The sequence below is a fragment of the Bradyrhizobium sp. Kon56 genome (assembly GCF_055807635.1).
Window position 1 is genome coordinate 1 of sequence record NZ_JBVVOU010000050.1, and the last position, 20,567, is coordinate 20,567.

The following is a 20,567-nucleotide window of genomic DNA, read 5'->3' on the forward strand; positions in this document are numbered from 1 at the left end:
CGTCTAAACTCCCCAGCAAGGCGAACATGTAGGGCGTGACGACGCGCAAAGGCTGCAAAGATCGACCAAGAAAGGAGAAATTCTGCAAAATGCGAGCGATCCCCTGCGGATTCCGATGATCTCGCCCAGGATTCCGAGATGATCTCGCCCACCATTCCGATTTGATGTCGCCCGGAGCGCGAGGCGTTCTGGCTGTTTGGTCTCTGGCATCGACGAAGCCGCGTGGCCAATCTTGAATCGCGGCTCGAAGGACTTGTTTTTTTGCTGCTCCTACTGTGGGCATGTGGGCAACGCTCTTGCGTTGTCCAAGCGCAGCGGCATGCCCACAGCGCGGCTCGCTCAGGCCTTTCGGCTGGGTTTACGGGTTCGCCGCATGCTCTCCCCGTTGAGATCGATCCGGTGGGCGTTATGGACCAGGCGGTCGAGGACGGCGTCGGCGTAGGTGGGATCGCCGATCAGTGCGTGCCATTGATCGACGGGGATCTGGCTGGTGACGATGGTGGAGCGGTGGCCGTAGCGGTCCTCGAGGATCTCCAAGAGGTCGTGGCGGGCAGCGGCGTCGAGCGGCTCGAGGCCCCAGTCGTCGAGGATGAGGAGATCGACGCGACCGAGCGCACGCAGGTTGCGGGGATGGCGGCCGTCGCCGCGCGCCAAAGCGAGATCGGTGAACAGCCGCGGGACTCGCTGGTAGAGCACCGAGCGATTGTCGCGGCAGGCCTTGTTGCCGAGCGCCGACGCAAGCCAGCTCTTGCCAACGCCGGTCGAGACAGCGTCACAATGCCGGGTGTCCGGCGTTCGAGGTTTTGATCCTCTATCCGTTCCATCCTCGGGCCGGGCAGATGGTGCAGGTCGAACACCGCAAGCGCTTCGCCGGCGAGGACCATCTGGTCGTGGTGCAGCCCGACGGGACACTCGCCCTAATCCCGGCCTGGATGAGCGAGGATATTGCTCGCTCTGCAACGCTCACAGCAAGCCCTCGGTTGGCTGTCGAAAGGCTCGTCGAGCTGCGGGCACGAATCGATGTGCTTATCGCCTCTCGAGGCGGGGCATGGCCCCTGCGTGAAGGAGGGGATCATGCAACCAAGACGCTACTTGCAACGGAGCCTGTTCGAGGAGGATCGCCAGACGCCGGCGATTCCGGCGTCGCAGAGAAGCACTCTCGTCCGCCTGATCGAGAGGCTGCTGGTCGAGGCCCTCCGGCGCCAATATGGAGACGGGCACGCCAACCGCAGAGACGATGGAGGCCGCTCATGAGCAAGATCACGCCTGAGCACCTCGCCCGTCAGGCCGTCGTCTACATCCGCCAGTCGACGCCTGATCAGGTCGCCCACAACCTGGAAAGTAAGCGCCGTCAGTACAATTTGCCGGAGCGCGCGCGACAGCTGGGCTGGAGCGATGTTGCCGTCATTGATGACGATCTCGGCCGCTCCGGCGGTGGCGTCGCGCGGCCCGGCTTCGAGAAGCTGTTGGCTGCCATCTGTGAGGTGCGCGTCGGAGTCGTGGTCTCGATCGAAGCGTCGCGGCTCGCACGCAACGGTCGCGACTGGCACACGCTGCTCGAGTTCTGCGGTCTCGTCGGCACACTGATAGCCGACGAGGACGGAGTCTACGATCCGCGACAGCCCAACGATCGCCTACTGCTCGGCATGAAGGGTACCATGAGTGAGATGGAGTTGTCGGTACTGCGCCAGCGTTCGCTCGAAGCGCTGAAGCAGAAGGCGCGCCGGGGCGAGCTGTTCATGACGGTCGCCGTCGGCTACGTGCGAGTCGGCCACAACCGTATCGAGAAGGACCCGGATCGGCGCGTCGGCGAGGCGATTGCGCTCGTCTTCGCCAAGTTCACCGAGATGCAGTCGGTGCGTCAGGTGCACCTCTGGTTCAGACACGAGCGCGTTCCGCTGCCGGCCGTCACCTATGGCGCCGAAGGCTACCTGGTCGAGTGGAAGCTGCCGGTCTACAACACGATCCTGCACATTCTGACCAATCCAATCTATGCGGGCGCGTATGCATTCGGGCGCACTGGCAGCCGCATCAGCATCGAGGCCGGCCGCAAGAAGGTGGTTCGCGGCTTCAAGAGGGAGCGCAAGGATTGGGAGGTGTTGATTCCGAACCATCATGAGGGTTATCTGAGCTGGGCGGACCATGAGAGGAACCTCGGCCTGATTGCGGATAACGCCGACGGCAAGAACCCGATCAGCCGCGGTGCCCTGCGCCGAGGTGAGGCTCTGCTCGCCGGCCTGCTGCGCTGTGGCCATTGTGGGCGCAAACTTCACGTCGCCTACTCCGGCAAGGACGGCAACACCGGTCGCTACCATTGTCGGGGCGGCGCCAACAATCATGGCGGTGACCCTTGCATCTCGTTCGGCGGCATGCGGATCGATCGTGACGTGGCCGCCGAGGTGATCGAGCGCCTGCAGCCGCTCGGTATCGAGGCGGCACTCGCCGCGCAGGCTGCGCGCAGCCGTGCGAACGAAGACAAACGCGGCCAAGTCGAACTGGCGCTGGAGCAGGCTCGCTATGAGGTCGGGCGCGCGCGCCGCCAATACGATGCCGTCGATCCCGCCAATCGCCTCGTCGCCGCCGAGCTGGAAAAGCGGTGGAACGACCGGCTGGAGGTCGTGCGCAATCTGGAGGCCGAGTTGGAGGGACTGACGGCTTCTCCCGCTGTTGATCTCACACCTGCCGACAGGGAGCGGCTGATGACGCTAGGCGCCGACCTGGAGCGTGCTTGGTCAAGTGCTGGCGTGGCCCCCGAAACGCGCAAGCGGATCGTGCGAACGCTGATCGATGAGATCGTCGTCCGCGTCGAGGACACCGCGCTCGATCTGGTGATCCGCTGGCACGGCGGTGACCACTCCACTCTCAAGGTCAAGAAGAATCGCTCCGGCCAGCACCGCTGGAGCGCAGCGGGAGAGACAGTCGATCTCGTGCGCGTGCTGGCGCGGCAGATGCCAGACAAAGCGATCGCGTCGGTGCTCAACCGATCCGGCAAGACCACGGGGCGCGGCAATGGCTGGACCAAGTCGCGAGTGTGAAGCTTGCGTAACCACAACGACGTCGCAGCCTATCGCGAAGGCGAGCGCCGCGACCGCGGCGAGGTCACTCTGGACGAGGCGGCCGCGGCCCTCTCCGTCAGCCCATCAACCGTGCGACGTCTGATCAAGGACGGCCAGCTCGCGGCGGGCGGCCAGCTTTGCAAAGGGGCACCTTGGATCATCAAAGCAGCCGATCTTGAGCGTGCTGATGTCAAACGAGCCGCCACCGCGCGGCGCCTCAGACGTCCGCCGTCCGGCACTCCGCTACAAAAAGAACTGGAACTCTAACGAGATAGAAAGGCGAGCATTATGAAGCGGGCTCGGAGGGCCCGCAGATCAGCAGGTTGGCGTGGTCGTCGATCCATTGGCCTTCGACCAGCATCGTCAGGAGGCTGCGGTCGAGGCCACGCGGGGTGCGGTAGTCGATGTCCTCGACACAGGCCTGCTGGCGCAGCTTGGCGTATTGCAGCCGCTTCGACAGCCGCTTGTCGCGTCGCAATGACGTTTCGCGTTCGAGCAGCAGTGCAAGCCATTCGGCGTGGCCGAGGCTCGCGGCGTCGCCGCCGGCTTCGATGTCGGCGAAGGCCTTGGCCATGCCGTGAAGGCCGAGCGCGTGGAGTTGATCGAGGGTCGGATGCGTGAGCAAGGTGTGATCTCCTAGTTGTAGTAGCGCGGGCCGCGGATGTTTGAATGGAGGATCGGCGTATCGTCCGCGGAGTGCTTGGGTGAAGGACGCGGATCGAGACAGGCGCGGAAGCCCTGCTCCGGATGCAAGCGCTCGTCGAGGATCAGATGGCACAGCGCCGCGGTGGCCGGCCCGATGATGGCAGCATCCTTGCGGATGCCTCAATGGTCATCCGGCGTAGCGCCGATGACTGGAGGCCATGTGCTCCGGCACGGTCGTGTGCTTGTGGTTGCCGCTCATGCGCTGATGCGCGGCGATCCGCTCGCCCTTGTGGAAAATCTCGACGGTGCGCGCGGTGAAGCGCACCTCGACCTCGGCGCGAACGAAGGGATGCCGAACGCTGTAGGCCTCGACCTCGACGTGACAATCGATACTGACCCGGCAGACCCGCCACTCGGCGAACACGTAAGGGCTCTCCGGCAAGGCCTTGAGCGCCGGCCGGTCGATCTCCTCCAATAGCTTGCGGCGGGTGACGCCGAGGCGCCGGATCGGCCGCTCCTCGTTGAGCGGGGTCATTAACTCGGCGATCGCCGCGTTGACCTCGGCGAGGCTGTGGAAGATCCGGTGGCGCAGCCGCCCGAGCAGCCAGCGCTCAACCATGAGGACCGCCTGCTCGACCTTCGCCTTGTCCCGTGGCCGTCGTGGCCTGGCCGGCAGAATGGCGGTGCCGTAATGCGCCGCCATGTCGGCGTAGCTGCGGTTGATCTGCGGATCGTAGAGGCAGGCCTTGATCACTGCGACCTTGGTGTTGTCCGGCACCAGCAGCGTCGACACGGCGCCGATCGCCTCGAAGGCGCCGACGTAACCGCAGATCCAGTCGGCGAGCCCCTGCGTCCAGGTCGCCTGCGCGTAGGTGAAGCTCGATGCACCGAGCACCGCGACGAAGATCTGCGCGGCGCGCCGTTCGCCGGTGAACCGGTCGATCACCCCCGGCACGCCGTCGCCGGCATAGTCGACGAACAGCTTGTCGCCAGCCGCGTGCGACTGGCGCATCGTCACCGACAGCCGGCCTTCCCAGGCGCGGTAAAGTTCGCAGAACCGCGAATAGCGATACCCGCCGGGTTCGCCCGCGATGTATTCCTCCCACACAATCGACGGCGTCACGTGCTTGCGTTTGAGCTCGCGATGCACCGCAGCCCAGTCCGGCTCGGCCTGCCGGCGCTGGCCCCGCCGGGTGCCGGGACCAGATCCGGCGCTAGCGAACAGCCGGGCCTCCAGCACCGTGTCGGTGACGTCGTCGGGCAACGGCCAGGTCAGCCCCGCCGCCTCGAACCGGCGGATCGTCGACCGCACCGTCGAAGGGGCCGTTCCCATCCGCCGCGCAATCTCGCGGGTCGGCATCCCAACCGACTTCAATCTGATCACATCGCGCACATGGGGCATCGCAAACCTCTCCGTCGGCATCCAGGTCCCCCTTCGCAAAGCCGAAAGGCGGGACCGTATCGGAGCCAGAAGAGGCCTCGTCACCCCGGGCGAGATCATTCCGGAATGGTGGGCGACATCGAGCGGAATCAGCAGAAGGTCGATACATCCCGCAATCGATCGGCGATTCGTTCAAAGAAAGGGGCCGGCGGAAAGAAAGAATTGCACAACAGCAAGTATTCCGCGATCGGACGGCTCCAGTACCCACCTGACCCTTTGTTAACTCTTTGGTATCGCGTCTCCGCTGGAGAAAACAGAAAATTGGCGATCTCCAGATCCAACGCGTCACGAATGTCCTTTACTGTCCCTCCTAGCGCGACCGCAATCTCGTCTGCGCTTGCCTCATGCCGGTCGAGTGGTCCACCAGGTTCCATCAGCGAGCCCGCGGTTGCGCGGACGCAGTCCAGAAGACTCGAGCTCATAGCCTCGCCCACGTAGCTCAACGCGGGCTGGCTTGTGGGCGAAGCGGCCTTATCTCCCCGGTGAGAGGGCGCCGCAATGAGAACGCACCGTCTCCGGTTAGAGTGGGATGTCTGCGGTGAGATAAACTCTTTTATTACACCATCCGCGAACGCCACGTTCGCAGCGACGATGAGCACTGCAACTCTCGAATGAGGTCCAGAGGATGCGACCACTGCCTTGAGGTGATCAGCCTCATCCAGGTCGCTGACGACGACGATTTCAGCGGTGCCCATGTGCGAACCATGACCGACCTTTCGGACTTGGTCAGAAGCGTGGACCACGATAATCCTTGCGACACGGGCGTCTTCGAGTTGCCGCAATGTTCTTTGGAGCAATGGTTACTCCTCGACAAACCCCAATGGTACTTCGGTCTGTCCTTTCCATGTGAATACTGTACGTTCTGCCGCGAAATCCAGTACTATAGCAGTGACAACCAACTTCTCGTCCATTGCATCAACTCCACCGTTTCTCACGCAGTCACCGATGCATTTGTCGATGAGGTCCATTTGTCCTAGGACACCCGTGCTCGGCGCAAAAACAATCAGCGCGTCCCTGTCGCTGCCCGCGGCTCACGAAAAACGATCCGGATGTGATCTTCTTGGTGAGAGATGAGCTTGTCGCGGCAACAAGCGCATCTGTGTCTAACAGACCTGTACGCGTCATAACTATCCCACCTACTAAGGTAGCTGACGACGGAATACTTCTAAGTTGCAGAACCACCAAGGTTGTTCTCCGAATGTATCGTTGGCCACTTGAGAGCGGCGTTCATACCATCGCGGGAGAGCGCCTATACCGAGGTAATCAGAGATGCGGCAGATCCTCCGAAGAGCAGATCGCGAAACGGCGCCGAGCTCTGGTCCGTCGCCCACTTACCTAACGGCAACGGAAATCCGAGCTTCTTTCTCGTGATCACACTTGCGGGTAGACGATCTCTGTAAAGGGTGCGCAGCGCGGCCTTGGAAACGTCGAGTGTTTCGCTAAATTTCTCAATCGGCGTGAAGCCGCCTGAAACCGGGCGAAGGCATGCTTCCAACGCAGATGTTCGGAGAACGGCATGCGCAGAGCCAACGCGACGATACGATGGTCTGTGAGGGGAACGCGAGACTCCACCCCCGCCGCCATTGTGGTGTTGTCGACCATTTCGAGTAGCGCCGGTAGATGATGCCGTAAAACGAATTGCCTTATGCGCTCGACCGGAGTGGCGCCGTCTGAATGGTAGGCATTGTTCATCCAATCGATCAGCTCCGCATCGTGACCGATGTCCTTTCTCCATGCCGGTGTCGCCAGCCAAAGCTTTTCGGCTTGGGGAAAGTAAGTGTACCGCGCAAGAAAGAACTCGAACTCGCTCGCTTTGAACTTGGGAGGGCCGAGATGACGTCGCGCCGGGCGGCCAATGACATCTGGCAACGCGGCCAGCAGCGCCTGTCGACGAAGGTCGAAGGACAACCTGAAGATCCGGCTATATCCAAGGAATATCTCGTCGGCACCTTCGCCGGTAAGGAGACCCTTGTGAGAGTGGCCGACCGCCCGCGCAAGCAAATACATCACGGCTTCGTTGTGCATGCCGACTGGATGACCACGTAATGCGGTAAGGCGCTTAACTACATCCAGGCTCGTTGCCCCAGGCAGCCGGACCAAGACGTGGGCGAGCTTGAGAGATTTCGCGACCTCAACAGCATAAGGGCTTTCATCGTACACATAGTCGCTTACAATTCCAGCATGTCGGCTTTTGTGGCGAGTGCTTTGAAAGTTCGAAAGCCAACACACTGGAGTCGAGCCCTCCGGAACGCAGCGCCGCGACTGGAGTGTGGGGCAGCAGATGTTCCTCAACGGTGCTGCCGATCAACGTTTCAAGAGAACTGCAATCACCACTCTCATCGAGGCGGGCAGGATCCCACCAACGCGTCTGCTCGTGCGATTGAGCCGTGATTTTCAGCCAGGTTCCAGGCTGCAGCTTTCGAACATCTGCAAATACGTCCTCTCGCCGAAGACGGCACGGTAGGAGAGAAAGCTTGATAATCCAACCGTATCGAGCTTCGAGCGGACCCTTGGCCACTGACCTTGCCCCCAGCTTTTATCCAGTCCTGAGTTCGCCCGTGCCGTTGGATTTGCCCGGTTGGGCGGTGGCAGCGACGGGAGCTGGCGCGGAGCCTTCGGCATAGCGCAGCGCCAGATCCCGGCGCGGGTGGCAGGTCATCGCGAACTCGGACGGGGTTCTCCATCCGAGCTGCGAGTGTGGTCTTGTGTCGTTGTAATCGGCCCGCCAGCATCCAAGTATGACGCGGGCTTGTGCCAGTGACGTGAACAACGTCTCGTTCAACAGCTCATCCCGCAGCCGGCCGTTGAAGCTCTCGATGAAGGCGTTCTGCATGGGTTTGCCCGGCGCGATGTAGTGCCATTCGACACGGCTTTGGTCGGCCCACACCAGGATGGCGTTGCTTGTGAGTTCGCTGCCGTTATCGCTGACCACCATCCTGGGCTTGCCGCGCTCGATCATCAGCCGGTCCAGTTCCCGCGCCACGCGAATGCCGGAGAGCGAGGTGTCGGCCACCAGCGCCAGGCACTCGCGGGTACAATCATCGACGACGGTCAGGATCCGGAAGCGGCGGCCGCAGGTCAGTTGGTCCGACACAAAGTCGAGCGACCACCGGTCGTTCGGCGTCATCGGAACCAGCATCGGCGCCCTGGTCCCGATCGCCCGCTTGCGCCCACCACGGCGGCGCACCGTTAGCTTCTCCTCCCGATAGAGCCGGAACAGCTTTTTATGGTTGATCAGATAACCCTCCCGCCTGAGCAGAACATGCAGCCGCCGATAGCCGAAGCGGCGGCGCTCCTGGGCGATCGCCCTCATGCGTTGGCGAAGGCTGGTATCGTCAGCCTGGGTCGTCCGGTATCTCATGGTCATGCGGCAGCAGCCGATGGCTTTACACGCCCGCCGTTCGCTCATCCCATGGGCATCCACCAGATGAGCGACAGCTTTCCGCTTCCCCGCGGGCGTCACCACTAATGGGATGACCCGCCCCATCCTCTCAGTCAGACTGAGTTGGCTTTTGAAAGGAGGAAGCAATGAGGACACGGAACAAGCCCAGGCCGGCAACGGTGTTTGGGATCGACATTGGCAAGAACCTTTTCCACGTCGTTGGGCTCGACGCCGCCGGAATGCCGATCCAGAAGGCGACCTTTCGGCGCGATACGCTCTTGCAGTTCTTCGAACGTGCAGGACCGGCTTTGGTGGGGATGGAGGCCTGCTCCGGCTCGCAATGGTTGGCCCGCAAGATCGCCGCCATGGGGCACACCGTTCGCATTATCCCAGCTCAATTCGTGAAGCCATATGTGAAGTCCAACAAAAATGACATCATCGATGCCGCGGCGATCGCCGAAGCCGTGACGAGACCAACGATGCGCTTCGTCGAGCTAAGGTCGCCTGAGCACATTGACCTGCAAGCGCTGCATCGTGTTCGCGATCGGATGATGTCGCAACGGACGTGCCTCATCAATCAGATGCGCGCTTTTTGCCTGGAATATGGGATCGCTATTCACCAGGGCGCCGGCAAGTTCAAGGCTGATCTGCCGAGGGTTTTGGCTGATCAGTCGAATGATCTAACCTCGGCGATGCGTCGCATTCTTGCATCTACATTTGACGAGCTGCGGCAGCTGGAGCTGCGGATTGCCGAGGTCAACCGCGAGATTGAGGCAATTGCCTCTCAAAGCGATACCGCACGTCGATTGATGACCATCCCGGGGATTGGTCCGCTGGCCGCGACGGCGCTTTTGGCAGCAGCTGGATCTGCCCGCCAGTTCAAAAAGGCCCGCGATATGGCAGCTTGGCTAGGTCTTGTCCCGAGAGAATATTCTACGGGAGGCAAAACGAAGCTGCTGGGGATAAGCAAGCGCGGCAATCGATATCTGCGCCGGATGGTCATCCATGGCGCCCGTTCCTGCGTGACTCATCTTGACCGCTCGCGGTACCGCCTTGGCGCGTGGCTTGATGGACTTCAGGCACGCATGCACACTAACAAGGTCACCGTCGCCTTGGCGGCCAAGATTGCGCGGATCGCATGGGTGGTGATGACCAAGCCCGGCGCAAGCTATGAACGGCGGGATCCGGCCTTTAGCTGATCCCGTTTGTTCCAGACTGCGAGGTTCGTGAAGGTGATGACGAAACAGTCGATCGGCGCGCCGTAAACCCTGTGCAAAAAAGCGGGCTTCGAGCCCGAACCATTTATCTGGGAACGGCACGCGCGGATCTCATCATGGCCTGGCCGCAACAGCGGCCCACTTGCAAGAGGCCGGATACATTTGTGCAGACTGCATCGTCCTCATTAAACGACCTTGCACGGGCGGGGCGGGTCATACATTCTTTCCCAGGAGATCCTTCAGCGCCGCATTGTCCAACATGGCGTCTTGCCAGAAGCCGCTTCAGCTTCGTGTTCTCGTCCTCCAGCGATCGCAGTCGCTTGGCCTCCGAGACGTCCATCCCGCCGAACCTGGCCTTCCATTTGTAGATGCTGGCATCGCTGACACCATGCTTCCGGCAGAGATCGGCGACCGGAACCCCCGCTTCGTGCTCCTTCAAAATCCCGATGATCTGTTCTTCCGTAAACCGCTTGCGCTTCATGCTCTGGTCCTCGGCTTGGGCCAGAACGAACTTCAAACTGGATTAAGCTCAAGGGGCAAGGTCAGCGAATCCCGCACACAGCTTGCCCTCCTCATGCGTGCCAAGCCAACTCCTAGGCGGTTGGGTTGCCGGTTCGCTGGCACCTCTCGAGAGCTTGGATGCTACAAGACGACCGTCCAGAGCTAAGATCACGTTCAGTCGCTGAGCGGCAATTGGCCGGCAACACTTTGGCCTTCGCCGAGCTCATCAACGAGATCTCAAGTGTACCGGATCACTTGCCGAGCCCCGCGCCAAGTCAAACCTCGGTTAAACACCTCGAACGAGCGTCTGGACCTCGTTTGTCAGGACTCGTTCGACCAGCCATTTCGGAGGCTCAATCCGTGGGGCAGATATAAAGCGCGGTAGAGCCGCTCGAGCTCATCTCCGCTCCGAGGGACGTCCGCCGATTCCAAAAGTCCGGTCATCATGCGCATGGGATAGAAGCGAGGCTTGCGCTTATCTCGAGCGATCAACTCGTCTTGTGAGCGACCGGTCGCCGATCCGTCCAACAAACGGAGCCACACCTGGCAGAAGAGCGCGTAGCCATAAAGTTGCGCTCTGGTATCTAAAGAGAGAGCTGTCTCTGAAGGCAGCACGGGGAACTGCAACTCGCCGATAACATCGCTCCTATCGACCCGCTCTGACATATAGTGGACGGTCACCCCGAAGCCCTTGTCCCCATTGAGTATGGCATGCGTCCGCGCAAAACTGCCGCGATATTCAGGGAGTGGGCCTGGATGAAGATTGATACCCCCTCCAGCAAACTGTGCGAGGATATGGGTCGGGAAAATCTTGTTCCACATGACGCTTACGAGAAACGTTCCGAGAAGAGGGACGTGGTCCATCGACTCGAAAAATGGTATCTCGAAGCGATCTGCGACCTCCCAAAGCTCCTCACTAGGTTTCATGCCGTCACCAAGGACTGTCGCCAACTCTGCGAGCGCGCCATCTATTGTTAGAAACCTGGTACGCACGCGTTCTCGAACAGAGAACCCGCTCAGACATTTTTTGCTTGCTACCATCCCAATCGATTTTAGGCTGTTTGAAATCCCTGAGGCCAGCTTATTGCACTCTTCAACTTTACCTTCCTTCGGCCAACGAGGCACATAGGACCGAACTTCGCTCGTATGTGCCGCGAAGAGCTCCAACGAAAGCACGGGTCTGCGCTTTGAGCAAATACGAAAGGCCCCCGGCGGGCATACCGGAGGCCTTCTTCTTGGAAGTTTAACCAAGTCTATAGAACCGTGCCTTTTCTCTCCTTCCGCTAGTTGGGCAATAAGAATCAAAAGTTGCGGTGAGCCCGGAGCAGCAGTGCTAAGCTGTTCTGATCCTTTAGCTCATATGCAGCCCCAGGCTTGGCGATGCCTGCCTGGACCGGCAGCGTCACAGTGCTTCCGCTCGCATACTTCTGGTCGAGCATGACGTAAGTGATCTCGGCCGCGAACGTCAGATTCTTAACCGGGCTCCAACGCGTTGCGGTACCTACGACCGAATAGTTGAAGTCTGGGTTGCAGCCCGCAAGGCCGCTCGACAGCGCGAGCGTGGTAACAAAAGAGCCGCAGATATAACCTTTGGCCGTGTTGTTATACCGGATAGCACCCCACCCACCGAAGATCGCTGTGTTCCAATTTGCATTCCAGTTGTGGGTGTAAGCGCCGTTGAAGCCGTAACTCGTGGTCAACTGCTGACCAGACCCAGCAACGAAAACAGAGTCGGAAATCCCAGCGAGGCCGACGCTCTGGTAAGCTCCCGACACCCCCGCACCGCTGTAGAGAGCGAATGTGTAGGGCCCATAGGGTTGGAAGTTGTATCCTGTCGCTCCGTTGGTATACACGCCTTGGACGTTGATCGTATCCCCCGGTCCGGTCGGGATGTTCTTGATGGACAACGCCAGTTGGCCAGCCCAGCCCCACTTATCGCTAGGATGGCCGGTCGTCTCGTCTACGCCATAGTAGCCAGCGTGATTATCATGCGCCGCGACCGATGCTTGGAAAAGACCCCAAGCTTGGTCCACTCGAAGCATCGCCACCAGGTCTGGAGTCCGCGATCCGCCAATGTCGCCAGCACCGTACGAGCCGGCGGCGAGACCCGCGGCTGTTGCACCACTGACGTTCCAAATATTGGTCGTGTTGCGAATGACCTGTTCCTCGGCCGAGAAGCTGGCTGTGATGCCCTGCCCAAAATCCGCAGTGTAGGCAAACTGATTGACAGCCTCCCACCCGCCGCCGCCCGGCAAACCATCGTAGCTGTTCCCTGGGTAGTTGGTCCACGGAGAGGAGAACTGCGACTGCGCTCTACCGAGCGTAAAACCGGCAAACTGCATGAAGGCGTAATAGACGGAGAGCGAACCACCAGAAATCATCCCGCTGCCGCTCCCTGCAGGATTACTTCCGGAATAGGAAGTCGCACCGTTGATCAGCGTGGAGCCCGCACCGTTATAGCCACCTGCGGTCCAGGTAAAGCCTAATTCACCGTATGTGCGAACAACACCATATTCAGTCGCGGTGCGCGTGTCGACGTTGAGGTCAAAACGGGATTGAGACGTATAGTAGTTACTGAGGCGATTGTGTGCGCCACCGAGGCCGCCGGTGGGGACGGCCCAAACGCCGTTCGCACCTACCACGGTGCTGGCGCGCAAGTAACCACCCAGCTTGATACAGGTGTCTGTTCCGGGGATGTAGTAGAACCCTGCTCCGTACAACGAGCAGACCTTGACGTACTCGATCGCTTTGGTCTTGACCGGGAGATCGGCCGCCTGCGCCCCGCCCATAGCGATCAGACCCGCCGCCGAACCTAGAAAGAGGCTCTTCGCCATCTTCATAAAAACACCCTCCAGTTGTTTAACTCAAGAGCGGCTAGTCTCGCTTGGAGATTAGCCACCTCCGCCCCCAATCATTCTCGACCTACAGGGCCTTCCTCGAACACCACTGATAGATTGAACCAGTGGCATCACGGTGCGGACCATTCCGCCGCTCGCATGGTCAAGTTGGCAGATTGCGTTACTTAGCGGCGTGAAAACTTCGTACGAAACGGACAAACCGGCGCTCGGTCCCAGCCGGCGTGTTCTAAGCGCTTCACAAGCGTACGATTTGTACCGTAGCTATCAGTCAACGTACGTTTGGTACGTATCAATAATCTTCGGGCGCGGTGAACTGCTATTGTTGTTATCAGTGTGTCGCGCATTTTCGTGCGCTTAGTGATGCGGATACTCGATGCGGGCGCTACACAGAGTGACGCAATAGATGTTGACCTCCAGCCCTTCGCTTCCGTCGCCAATGCAAACGGGCGCATGCTCAGAACCGGCCATGCAGAGAAGAACGCGACGAGCCGTTTCGTGATGTCAACTGTGGAGAGTGAGGATCGAGTCCGATTTGATCAGCCGCACGGATCGATGCTCTCGAGTGAACGCAACCGCAAACAATCGGGCGGAGTCTGAGTCGAGCGGCAATCAGGATGTAAGTGCTGTCCATCCATATTGCCGCGCTATATCGATGTCATGTTCGCCGTCGAACGTGAGATCAACGGTCTTGCGCCGCAGGAGCGCCTGCGCGTGAGCCAGGAGCGTAGCCGCGCTCTGATCGTTGAGCTGGAGGCGTGTTTGCGCGGGCAGCGAGCCAAGCTCTCCAAAAACAGCGAAACGACGAAGGCGATCAATTGCTGCCTCAATCGCTGGAATGCCATTCACCCGCTTCCTTGATGACGTGCGGCTCTTCATGCGAACAATGCCGCCGAGCGCGAGCTACGAGCTGTCGCCGTGGGAAGAGGAAATTGGACTTCGCGGGCTCCGATGAGGGCAGCACGCGCCGCGGCCATATACCTCATCGCCGCGGCGAAGCTCAACGACGTCGATCCGCAGGCTTGGCTCGCCGATGTACTCGGCCACTTGCCAGATCATCCCACCAACGCATTCGCGATCTCCTGCCTTGGATTTAGCGCCCTCAGAGCGTCCTTCACGCCGCCCGAGCGCAATCGGCTATCCACCCAAAGCGTCGTCGCCGGATGCGTATGTCAATACGTAGAGGCACTTTCGATATCGCGTTCGGAGATGCAAGAGACCCGCTTGCGACCGCTAAAGCGAACTTAAGTGGGGATCCAAGTTACCACGCGCGCCGTCGATAGCTGCAATAGCAGGCGCAGTTGGAGCATAGGCGCAAGCAATGAGCTTATAACAACTGCATGCTTTTTGCTCGAGACGGTGCCGATCCCCAATCTGCAGCACGCCACGCATTTTTCGAATCAGTCCCTGCTGTTCGAATCGGATCAGCGTTTCCGTTACCCCCGCGCGACGCAATCCCAACATCAAAGAGAAGTAGTCATGTGTAATTGGAAGCACATCAGCATCGAGAGCATCGCTAGCCAAACAGAGCCAGGACGCGAGCCGCTTCTCCCGATCGTGTCGAACGCCGCACAATCCCGTCTGAGCGCAATGCAAGTTCAGTGCTTGAGCATACCGAAGGAGGTATTCACGGATTTCGGAGCGTTCGGGCATGACGCGCCTCAAATCCTCGACAAGGATCCTGTGCGCGCTTCCAGGAAAGAGCACGACGGATTGATGCGTCGCAAGATGCCCTCCGGCCAACAGTGAAGCGCCGACCGCACCCTGATGTCCTATTAACGCAGTTTCCAGAATGCTTCCCGCTGCGAGGATCCTGAGCGAGACGAGGCCCGACTCTATGAAATAGATGTGTTCGAGGCGCTTCTTCGGTTCTTGCAGCACCATGCGTTCTCTCAGAACGACCGGCTCAAAGAACTCCCCTATTGCCGCGAGCTCCTGAAGAGAAATGCTCGTGAGAATCCCGTTTTTGACAAAGGGCCGCGTACTGGAGCGCGCAGCACCAGGGCGGTGAAGCATCCGAGGTGTATCGGGTGCCCGCTTGAGAGCTGCAGCTTCGGAGCTATCGCGCCCGTCGAGGACAGACAGGAGATGGTCGTTCATACTGCTGTCCGCCGCTTCGTGATTACAATTCATAAAGGTCAATCCCTTTGACCGTCACGAACTATTGATTCTAAGTTTTAGCAGTAGCAACACTTCGTTTCGTGCAATCAGGGGCGGATTGACGACCAAATCCTGCGATTAAATCGATACCTCCGACGTATTCCAGCGCGCGAAGTTTCCGCATATCAGCGTCCTGCTTTGCACGTAGCAGTCGCTGCCTCGTCTCGCCGTCACGTTGAGCCGAGCTGGACCAACAAGCTGTGGCGACGATATCAACCACGGGATGCCGCGCAGCCCAATCGCGCGGGGTGCACTAGATTCGCTGTGGGGGTTGTGGTTTCCTTGAAGTCGAATGGCCGATCGTCTGAGAAGTGGGGCTTGTTTCCCGTGCCGAACCAACTAGTCGACATTCGATTCTCGGCGCGGCTTACGCACCCGCACCTTGGCACCAGTCAAGCCGCTTGGATACCACCCAAGAAGCGGTCCAGTTCGCACTTCAACCGAGAGCTTTCCTCGGACAGCAGTTCGGCAGACGTTAGCACTTGGAGCGATGCACCTCCGGTTTCATTCGCCCCATTCGTGACTTCGCGCGCTCTGACCGCCACCTCAGCGGTTCTGGCGGCTGCACCCTGCACATTGAACGCGATCCTTTTGCTCGTTGCCTCTTGATCTCCGACGGAATCGACAACAGCCTTGGCGATTTCCGAGATGCGACCAATGATCATGCCGATTTCACTCACCGCGCAAACGGTTGTGGCTGCCTGGATGCCCTCAATGTGCTCCCTGATTTCAGCGGTCGCATGCGCAGCTTGCCTGGCGAGATCTTTCACTTCCTGGGCTACGACCGCAAACCCTTTGCCGAAATCGCCGGCACGCGCAGCTTCGATCGTGGCATTAAGGGCGAGCAAGTTGATTTCCCGTGCGATCCTGGTGATCAATTCAACTACGCTCCCAATCCGCTCAGCTGCGGTTGCCAGACTGACCATGCGATCATCGCTGAGTTCGACTCTATAAACGGCTTCCCGTGCCATATTGGCGGTTTGTTCAACTTGTCTGCCGATGTTGGCGATTGTTTCCGCCATTTCGCCCGTTGCCGCTGCGACGAACGTTGGCGGACGCCTCCTGCGAAGAGGCAGCGACTTCGACCGAGAATTTCCGGCTGTTATCAGCTGTGCAGGTGAAGCCGCGTGCGGATGCTTCAAGTTCTGAGGAAGCAGACGAGACGCTGTCGACAACTTTGCCCACAGCAGCTTCAAATTCCGTGCCTAGTCTGACAAGATCTGCTCTCCGCCGCTCGGCGGTCACACAATCCCGTTCGACCTTCGCATCTAGTTCGGCCTGGGTCTTCTCTGAGGCTTTTTGTTTGAACATTTCGACCGCTTTTGCCATTTCGCCAAGTTCATCTTCTCGTTCAACTCCCGGCAAAACGACATCGAATCGGCCCTCGCCAAGTTGCCGCATGGCGGCCGCCATCGAAGCGACAGTTTTGGCGATACGTTGGCCGCACCACAAGGCGAGTAGACCAACGAGCAACGTTACAAGCCCGATCATCCAGACAAGCTTACGTCGAATTTCTTCAGCTCGTCTTTCGGACGCCTACGAACGCGCGTCAGCTGCAGTCATTAGGTTTACGAGCACGGGGCGAACGCGCTCGTAGATCTGTCCGAGGTCATCCACTTGGTCGTCTAGCGTCTGCTTTGTTAGCATGAACGCCACGAAATTTGACTTATAGGCGCGGATCAACTCAATGATTTTGGATTTCACTTCGGTCGACAGGTTGGACTGAGCTAGCGTGGTTTCGAACTCCGCTTCTTGGTCCGCCAGTTGATCGCCATATTTCTCTTCGCCCCGCAAAATGAAATCTTTCTCATGCCGGCGCATCATTAGCATTACAATCGTGAGCCGTGGCTGGTTCAGCTCTGCGAGAGCTGTTCAACGACATGCACGGCTTTGCGCAACTTACCTTGAAATCCATCGTCTTCGTTAAAGCCGCCGTTGCGTTGCGCTGCGACCACGTTGTGAAGGCGAGTTGCATAGAGATCGAGAAACTGACCGCAAAGAGATCGCCTGCCTTAGCGGGTCATCATCTGACAAGGCCGACACAAGTTCTTCGACACGACTTAACTCTGTGAGCTGCTGCTCGTCACCCTCGGCATACCTCTTGATCCATATTTCGCTGGGCCTGCGAAGGAGGTCGCCCGCAATCTGCCGTGACTCCAGAAATCCCTGCGACAACGATGCGATATGAACTCTGAGTTTGTTGCTATCATTCCACTCGCTTTCGACTACGCGCGCGTAATATAGGGCGGCCAAACAGATCGCGCCCGTGACAAGGATCCCGCAGGTACCGAGCAATGCCATTTGGCTGCGTAATCCAATGCGGAAGTGCCGGGAGAGCCTTGATCGTTCGCGGCTAAAGATCGCGGTCTTGCTCATTTTTATTTCCTAAATGAGTTGGTGCCTCGGGGCGGCTGGTTGGCGCGAGTCCGAGTGGACGCTTATCAACTTGGACTAACGGGAGGGCTTGACCTGCTTCGTTCGGCCGATGACGAGCGCGAGTTATTCTAGATTGATTTCGAAATCCTGAACTCGCGGTCTCTCGTTGACTAGCGATAGTTCGAACTCACGCTCGCATTTTGTTGGCGCAAACCAATTCGAGACGCGCATCGCCATAGTCGACCCCTCGACGCCGGATTTAGGCGCGGGAGAATTAATCGGCGACGAAAAACGCAGCATCTTTCCGATGCCTCGACCTTGCTAAATTATTCTGCAGTAAGGTTTCGATAGGATCTTCTACGTCCCTTAAGACGTTCGGCTGATACGCCTGTCATACCAGTCCTCGATTTCGAGCAGCCTCTCCCCCGGCCCTCAATACTTCTTCGTCACTAGCACCCCATCCATTGAACGAGCGGAAATTTCTGATCGCACCCTGTTCGTCAGGTCGCTTCTGAACCTAAGAAGTCGGTAACGACAGTATCACGTTATCGATCAGCCGAGTCGAGCCGGCATAGGCTGCGGCGCAGAGTGCTGCCCTGCGCCGCAGTGGACTCTCAGCGGGTTTAAGCGTATCGGCATCAACGAGCTCGATGTACTGCAGCCGATCCATCCTTGACAGATGCTTCTTTGCGATCGCAATTAGCTTTCCGACGTCGCGCTCTCCTGCGCGGAACTGATCTGCTGCTTCGAACAGTCCACGACTAAGCGCAAGGGCGCGTTGCCGTTCTTCCGCGCAAAGATAGCGGTTACGACTGCTCATAGCGAGTCCATCGTGCTCGCGAACTGTTGCCACGGCGACGATCTCAATCGGTAGATTGAGGTCTACTGTCATGGGACGAACCACTGCGCATTGCTGAAAATCCTTTTGCCGAAAAGCGCGACATCCGGCTGCACCATGTTGAACAGCTTGGATACGACAGTCGCAACACCTCGAAAGTGTCCAGGCCTAAAAGCTCCGCACAGCGGTCTTGCGAGCTCGCCCGGTTCGACAAAGGTCTCAAATTGAGCCGGATAGATCTCCTCTACGCCCGGCAGAAAGACGATTGCTGCCCCGGCATCGCGACACAGCTGCTCGTCGCGGAGAAAGTCGCGCGGATAGGTGCTAAGATCCTGATTTGGCGCGAACTGAGTGGGATTGACGAAGATGCTAACGACCGTCAGGTCGCACTTTTCCCGGCTCGCCGCAACCAGCGCCAAGTGGCCGTCGTGTAGGTAACCCATGGTCGGGACGAACCCGGTGCGGCTGTTGTTCCTGCGAGCATCTGCGAGACGCGGCGCAGTTCGGCGACTATCGTTAAGGTTTGCATGTATTGCTTGGCGTCAGGTTGAGTTGGAGGGCATCCAGCGCGCGATTGCTTCCCGAACGTCGTCGGAAACCCGATAGGACTCTTGTGGCGCCGAGAATGCACCGTTACGGACATCAGCGCCCCAGCGCGACAGATCTCCCTGCAACAGCTGGAAACCGTCTGCATAGGCTCGAACAAACTTCGGGCGATGGCCTTCAATCAAGCCTAGAACATCGTGGAATACAAGGACCTGCCCTGAGCAACTAGGCCCCGCGCCAATCCCGATGGTGGGTATCGTCAAAGATTCGGTCGCTCGCGCAGCGAGCTCGGCCGGGATGCCTTCCAAGACCACAGCGAAACAGGCGGCCTCCTGGAGACGCTGGGCGTCATCGAGCAGGCGCAAGGCGTCATCGGCTTTCCGGCCCTGGACCTTAAAACCACCCATGACATTGACGCTCTGGGGGGGTAAGACCGAGATGACCCATTACAGGGATTTCGCAATCGACCAGCGCGCGTAACATTTCAACACACTTAGCACACCCCCCTCAAGCTTCACGGCGTCAGCGCCACGCTGAAGGAAGCCTCCAGCGTTGCGTATTGTCTCCACGGAACTGAGATGAAAGCTAAGAAAGGGCATGTCGGCGACGAGCAGGGCATGGGGCCTTGTGCGCGCAACGGCCTCTAAGTGATGGCTCATCATGGCCATGCTGACCGGCAACGTGTCATCAAAGCCAAGGCAGACATTGCCAATGCTATCCCCGACAAGGATGATATCGACGACGGTGTTGGCAATGCGCGCTGTGACCGCGTCATAAGCGGTGGTCATTACCACGCGCCGTCCCTCCTGCTTCCATCGCTGGAGCATAGGAATTGTGACACGTTCAACAGGCTGCCCCGAACTGTGGCTCATTTTAGGTACCCTGCCCCCAATCCCTCCAGTCATCGCTTCCTAGGGAAGAAGTGACAACACTGTCAATGGCGGGGAGACGGATGTACTCCCTTTCAAACGGTTAGAGAAGAACGGGACAAAAACTTCTAATGGTCGCGCAATCATCGACCGAAGCTTCTCGTCCGCAACAAAAAAGACGCCTTTTCGCAGGATTTGAGGCCTGCTGCTGAGATGATTGATTTGGAAAAAGCTTCAGCGAGCTCTGTGCAGATCCGCCCCCTATTCAAAAAGCGACATCAGAAGTCGGCGCCCCTGGTGATTGTAACAAGAGCGTCCTGGCTCACAGGTGCAAATCGAAACACACAATGCTTCGTTGTCGAAGATAACGGATTCATCAGCGCCAGCACGCGCGGCCCCTCGACTCCATGCCGAAGGAAATCTTGCTCTATTCCGCAGCAGAGACAACGAGCCCTCTAGATCGTTGGTGAAGAGGGCCGTTGCGCTGTGGTTAGGTCGAACCAACCGAATGGTTCCAGAGCAGCAACGGCCGCAAGAAACACAACGTGAGGACCGAGTCAGGGATCAGAGTTGAGCGAATGAGGTCAGGTGGAAGGTTGCCTCCACCACGCCTCTTCATCCTGTAGGCATTGAAATCGATGATTGTTGCTGAGGTGTCTGTCACTTGACCTTCACCATGTA

At 59.0% G+C, this 20,567-nt stretch carries 15 protein-coding genes and 7 pseudogenes; 5 read left to right on the top strand and 17 right to left on the bottom strand.

All coding sequences use genetic code 11. The features are described from left to right. Nucleotides 1-339 precede the first annotated feature (339 nt). Nucleotides 340-762 (bottom strand): annotated as a pseudogene (locus AC0L3B_RS35940) (ATP-binding protein); the annotation flags it as partial. A gap of 488 nt (nt 763-1,250) precedes the next feature. On the opposite strand from AC0L3B_RS35940, the gene AC0L3B_RS35945 reads away from it, so the two are divergent. Together AC0L3B_RS35945 and AC0L3B_RS35950 are read left to right on the top strand one after the other, a co-directional pair. Then, nucleotides 1,251-3,035, top strand: a complete 1,785-nt coding sequence (locus tag AC0L3B_RS35945) for a recombinase family protein (protein WP_473382226.1) — start codon at nt 1,251-1,253, stop codon at nt 3,033-3,035. Between the two features lie 3 nt (nt 3,036-3,038). Next, complete coding sequence (locus AC0L3B_RS35950) at nt 3,039-3,323, top strand: helix-turn-helix domain-containing protein (RefSeq protein ID WP_473382227.1); 285 nt, start codon at nt 3,039-3,041, stop codon at nt 3,321-3,323. A 34-nt stretch (nt 3,324-3,357) separates the two neighbouring features. Here the strand turns inward: AC0L3B_RS35950 and AC0L3B_RS35955 are convergent. The 6 genes and pseudogenes from AC0L3B_RS35955 to AC0L3B_RS35980 all read right to left on the bottom strand — a co-directional run. Then, nucleotides 3,358-3,681 (bottom strand): annotated as a pseudogene (locus AC0L3B_RS35955) (ATP-binding protein); the annotation flags it as partial. An 11-nt stretch (nt 3,682-3,692) separates the two neighbouring features. Then, nucleotides 3,693-5,103: pseudogene (istA, locus tag AC0L3B_RS35960) on the bottom strand (IS21 family transposase). Between the two features lie 1,288 nt (nt 5,104-6,391). Further along, complete coding sequence (locus AC0L3B_RS35965; protein ID WP_473382228.1) at nt 6,392-6,517, bottom strand: hypothetical protein; 126 nt, start codon at nt 6,515-6,517, stop codon at nt 6,392-6,394. Then, a complete protein-coding gene (locus tag AC0L3B_RS35970) occupies nt 6,514-7,302 on the bottom strand; it encodes an asparagine synthase-related protein (protein WP_473382229.1) in 789 nt (262 codons plus the stop codon). Before AC0L3B_RS35970 ends, AC0L3B_RS35965 begins: the two co-directional genes overlap by 4 nt. Beyond that, a complete protein-coding gene (locus AC0L3B_RS35975; RefSeq protein ID WP_473382230.1) occupies nt 7,292-7,660 on the bottom strand; it encodes an asparagine synthase-related protein in 369 nt (122 codons plus the stop codon). Before AC0L3B_RS35975 ends, AC0L3B_RS35970 begins: the two co-directional genes overlap by 11 nt. A gap of 18 nt (nt 7,661-7,678) precedes the next feature. Further along, nucleotides 7,679-8,608 (bottom strand): annotated as a pseudogene (locus AC0L3B_RS35980) (IS3 family transposase); the annotation flags it as partial. 62 nt (nt 8,609-8,670) lie between these two features. Here AC0L3B_RS35980 and AC0L3B_RS35985 point away from each other — a divergent pair. Continuing rightward, nucleotides 8,671-9,723 (top strand): IS110 family RNA-guided transposase, encoded by a 1,053-nt coding sequence (locus AC0L3B_RS35985; RefSeq protein ID WP_473382231.1) that lies wholly within the window; start codon nt 8,671-8,673, stop codon nt 9,721-9,723. A gap of 234 nt (nt 9,724-9,957) precedes the next feature. Here the strand turns inward: AC0L3B_RS35985 and AC0L3B_RS35990 are convergent. The 3 genes and pseudogenes from AC0L3B_RS35990 to AC0L3B_RS36000 form a co-directional block, all read right to left on the bottom strand. Beyond that, nucleotides 9,958-10,222, bottom strand: a pseudogene (locus tag AC0L3B_RS35990) (transposase); the annotation flags it as partial. A gap of 341 nt (nt 10,223-10,563) precedes the next feature. Continuing rightward, a complete protein-coding gene (locus tag AC0L3B_RS35995; protein WP_473382232.1) occupies nt 10,564-11,169 on the bottom strand; it encodes a formyltransferase family protein in 606 nt (201 codons plus the stop codon). Nucleotides 11,170-11,543: 374 nt separating this feature from the next. Further along, nucleotides 11,544-13,082 (bottom strand): porin, encoded by a 1,539-nt coding sequence (locus tag AC0L3B_RS36000; RefSeq protein ID WP_473382233.1) that lies wholly within the window; start codon nt 13,080-13,082, stop codon nt 11,544-11,546. A 654-nt stretch (nt 13,083-13,736) separates the two neighbouring features. On the opposite strand from AC0L3B_RS36000, the gene AC0L3B_RS36005 reads away from it, so the two are divergent. Both AC0L3B_RS36005 and AC0L3B_RS36010 read left to right on the top strand, forming a co-directional pair. Then, complete coding sequence (locus AC0L3B_RS36005; RefSeq protein WP_473382234.1) at nt 13,737-13,958, top strand: IS66 family transposase; 222 nt, start codon at nt 13,737-13,739, stop codon at nt 13,956-13,958. Nucleotides 13,959-14,048: 90 nt separating this feature from the next. After that, entirely contained in the window at nt 14,049-14,345 is a 297-nt protein-coding gene (locus AC0L3B_RS36010) for a transposase domain-containing protein (protein ID WP_473382235.1), read from the top strand. On the opposite strand, the gene AC0L3B_RS36015 is transcribed toward AC0L3B_RS36010, so the two are convergent. The 7 genes and pseudogenes from AC0L3B_RS36015 to panB form a co-directional block, all read right to left on the bottom strand. Beyond that, entirely contained in the window at nt 14,331-15,197 is an 867-nt protein-coding gene (locus AC0L3B_RS36015; RefSeq protein WP_473382236.1) for a Crp/Fnr family transcriptional regulator, read from the bottom strand. The two genes, AC0L3B_RS36010 and AC0L3B_RS36015, sit on opposite strands and share 15 nt — an antisense overlap. A gap of 452 nt (nt 15,198-15,649) precedes the next feature. Beyond that, nucleotides 15,650-16,279, bottom strand: coding sequence for a methyl-accepting chemotaxis protein (locus tag AC0L3B_RS36020; RefSeq protein ID WP_473382237.1), 630 nt, complete (start codon nt 16,277-16,279; stop codon nt 15,650-15,652). Further along, nucleotides 16,242-16,748 (bottom strand): HAMP domain-containing protein, encoded by a 507-nt coding sequence (locus AC0L3B_RS36025; protein WP_473382238.1) that lies wholly within the window; start codon nt 16,746-16,748, stop codon nt 16,242-16,244. Before AC0L3B_RS36025 ends, AC0L3B_RS36020 begins: the two co-directional genes overlap by 38 nt. 45 nt (nt 16,749-16,793) lie before the next feature. After that, nucleotides 16,794-17,081: a hypothetical protein gene (locus tag AC0L3B_RS36030; RefSeq protein WP_473382239.1), complete on the bottom strand. Its 288-nt coding sequence runs from the start codon at nt 17,079-17,081 to the stop codon at nt 16,794-16,796. Between the two features lie 99 nt (nt 17,082-17,180). Further along, entirely contained in the window at nt 17,181-17,633 is a 453-nt protein-coding gene (locus AC0L3B_RS36035; protein WP_473382240.1) for a hypothetical protein, read from the bottom strand. Between the two features lie 517 nt (nt 17,634-18,150). Then, nucleotides 18,151-19,000 (bottom strand): annotated as a pseudogene (gene panC / locus AC0L3B_RS36040) (pantoate--beta-alanine ligase). A gap of 13 nt (nt 19,001-19,013) precedes the next feature. After that, nucleotides 19,014-19,889, bottom strand: a pseudogene (gene panB / locus AC0L3B_RS36045) (3-methyl-2-oxobutanoate hydroxymethyltransferase). Between the last annotated feature and the right edge of the window lie 678 nt (nt 19,890-20,567).

Coding starts and splice junctions, on each gene's coding strand:
- AC0L3B_RS36035 (WP_473382240.1), bottom strand. CDS start 17,633: ATGAGCAAGACCGCGATCTTTAGCCGCGAACGATCAAGGCTCTCCCGG.
- AC0L3B_RS36015 (WP_473382236.1), bottom strand. CDS start 15,197: ATGAACGACCATCTCCTGTCTGTCCTCGACGGGCGCGATAGCTCCGAA.
- AC0L3B_RS35945 (WP_473382226.1), top strand. CDS start 1,251: ATGAGCAAGATCACGCCTGAGCACCTCGCCCGTCAGGCCGTCGTCTAC.
- AC0L3B_RS36010 (WP_473382235.1), top strand. CDS start 14,049: ATGAGGGCAGCACGCGCCGCGGCCATATACCTCATCGCCGCGGCGAAG.
- AC0L3B_RS35985 (WP_473382231.1), top strand. CDS start 8,671: ATGAGGACACGGAACAAGCCCAGGCCGGCAACGGTGTTTGGGATCGAC.
- AC0L3B_RS36020 (WP_473382237.1), bottom strand. CDS start 16,279: ATGGCGGAAACAATCGCCAACATCGGCAGACAAGTTGAACAAACCGCC.
- AC0L3B_RS35995 (WP_473382232.1), bottom strand. CDS start 11,169: ATGAAACCTAGTGAGGAGCTTTGGGAGGTCGCAGATCGCTTCGAGATA.
- AC0L3B_RS36025 (WP_473382238.1), bottom strand. CDS start 16,748: ATGATCGGGCTTGTAACGTTGCTCGTTGGTCTACTCGCCTTGTGGTGC.
- AC0L3B_RS36030 (WP_473382239.1), bottom strand. CDS start 17,081: ATGATGCGCCGGCATGAGAAAGATTTCATTTTGCGGGGCGAAGAGAAA.
- AC0L3B_RS36000 (WP_473382233.1), bottom strand. CDS start 13,082: ATGAAGATGGCGAAGAGCCTCTTTCTAGGTTCGGCGGCGGGTCTGATC.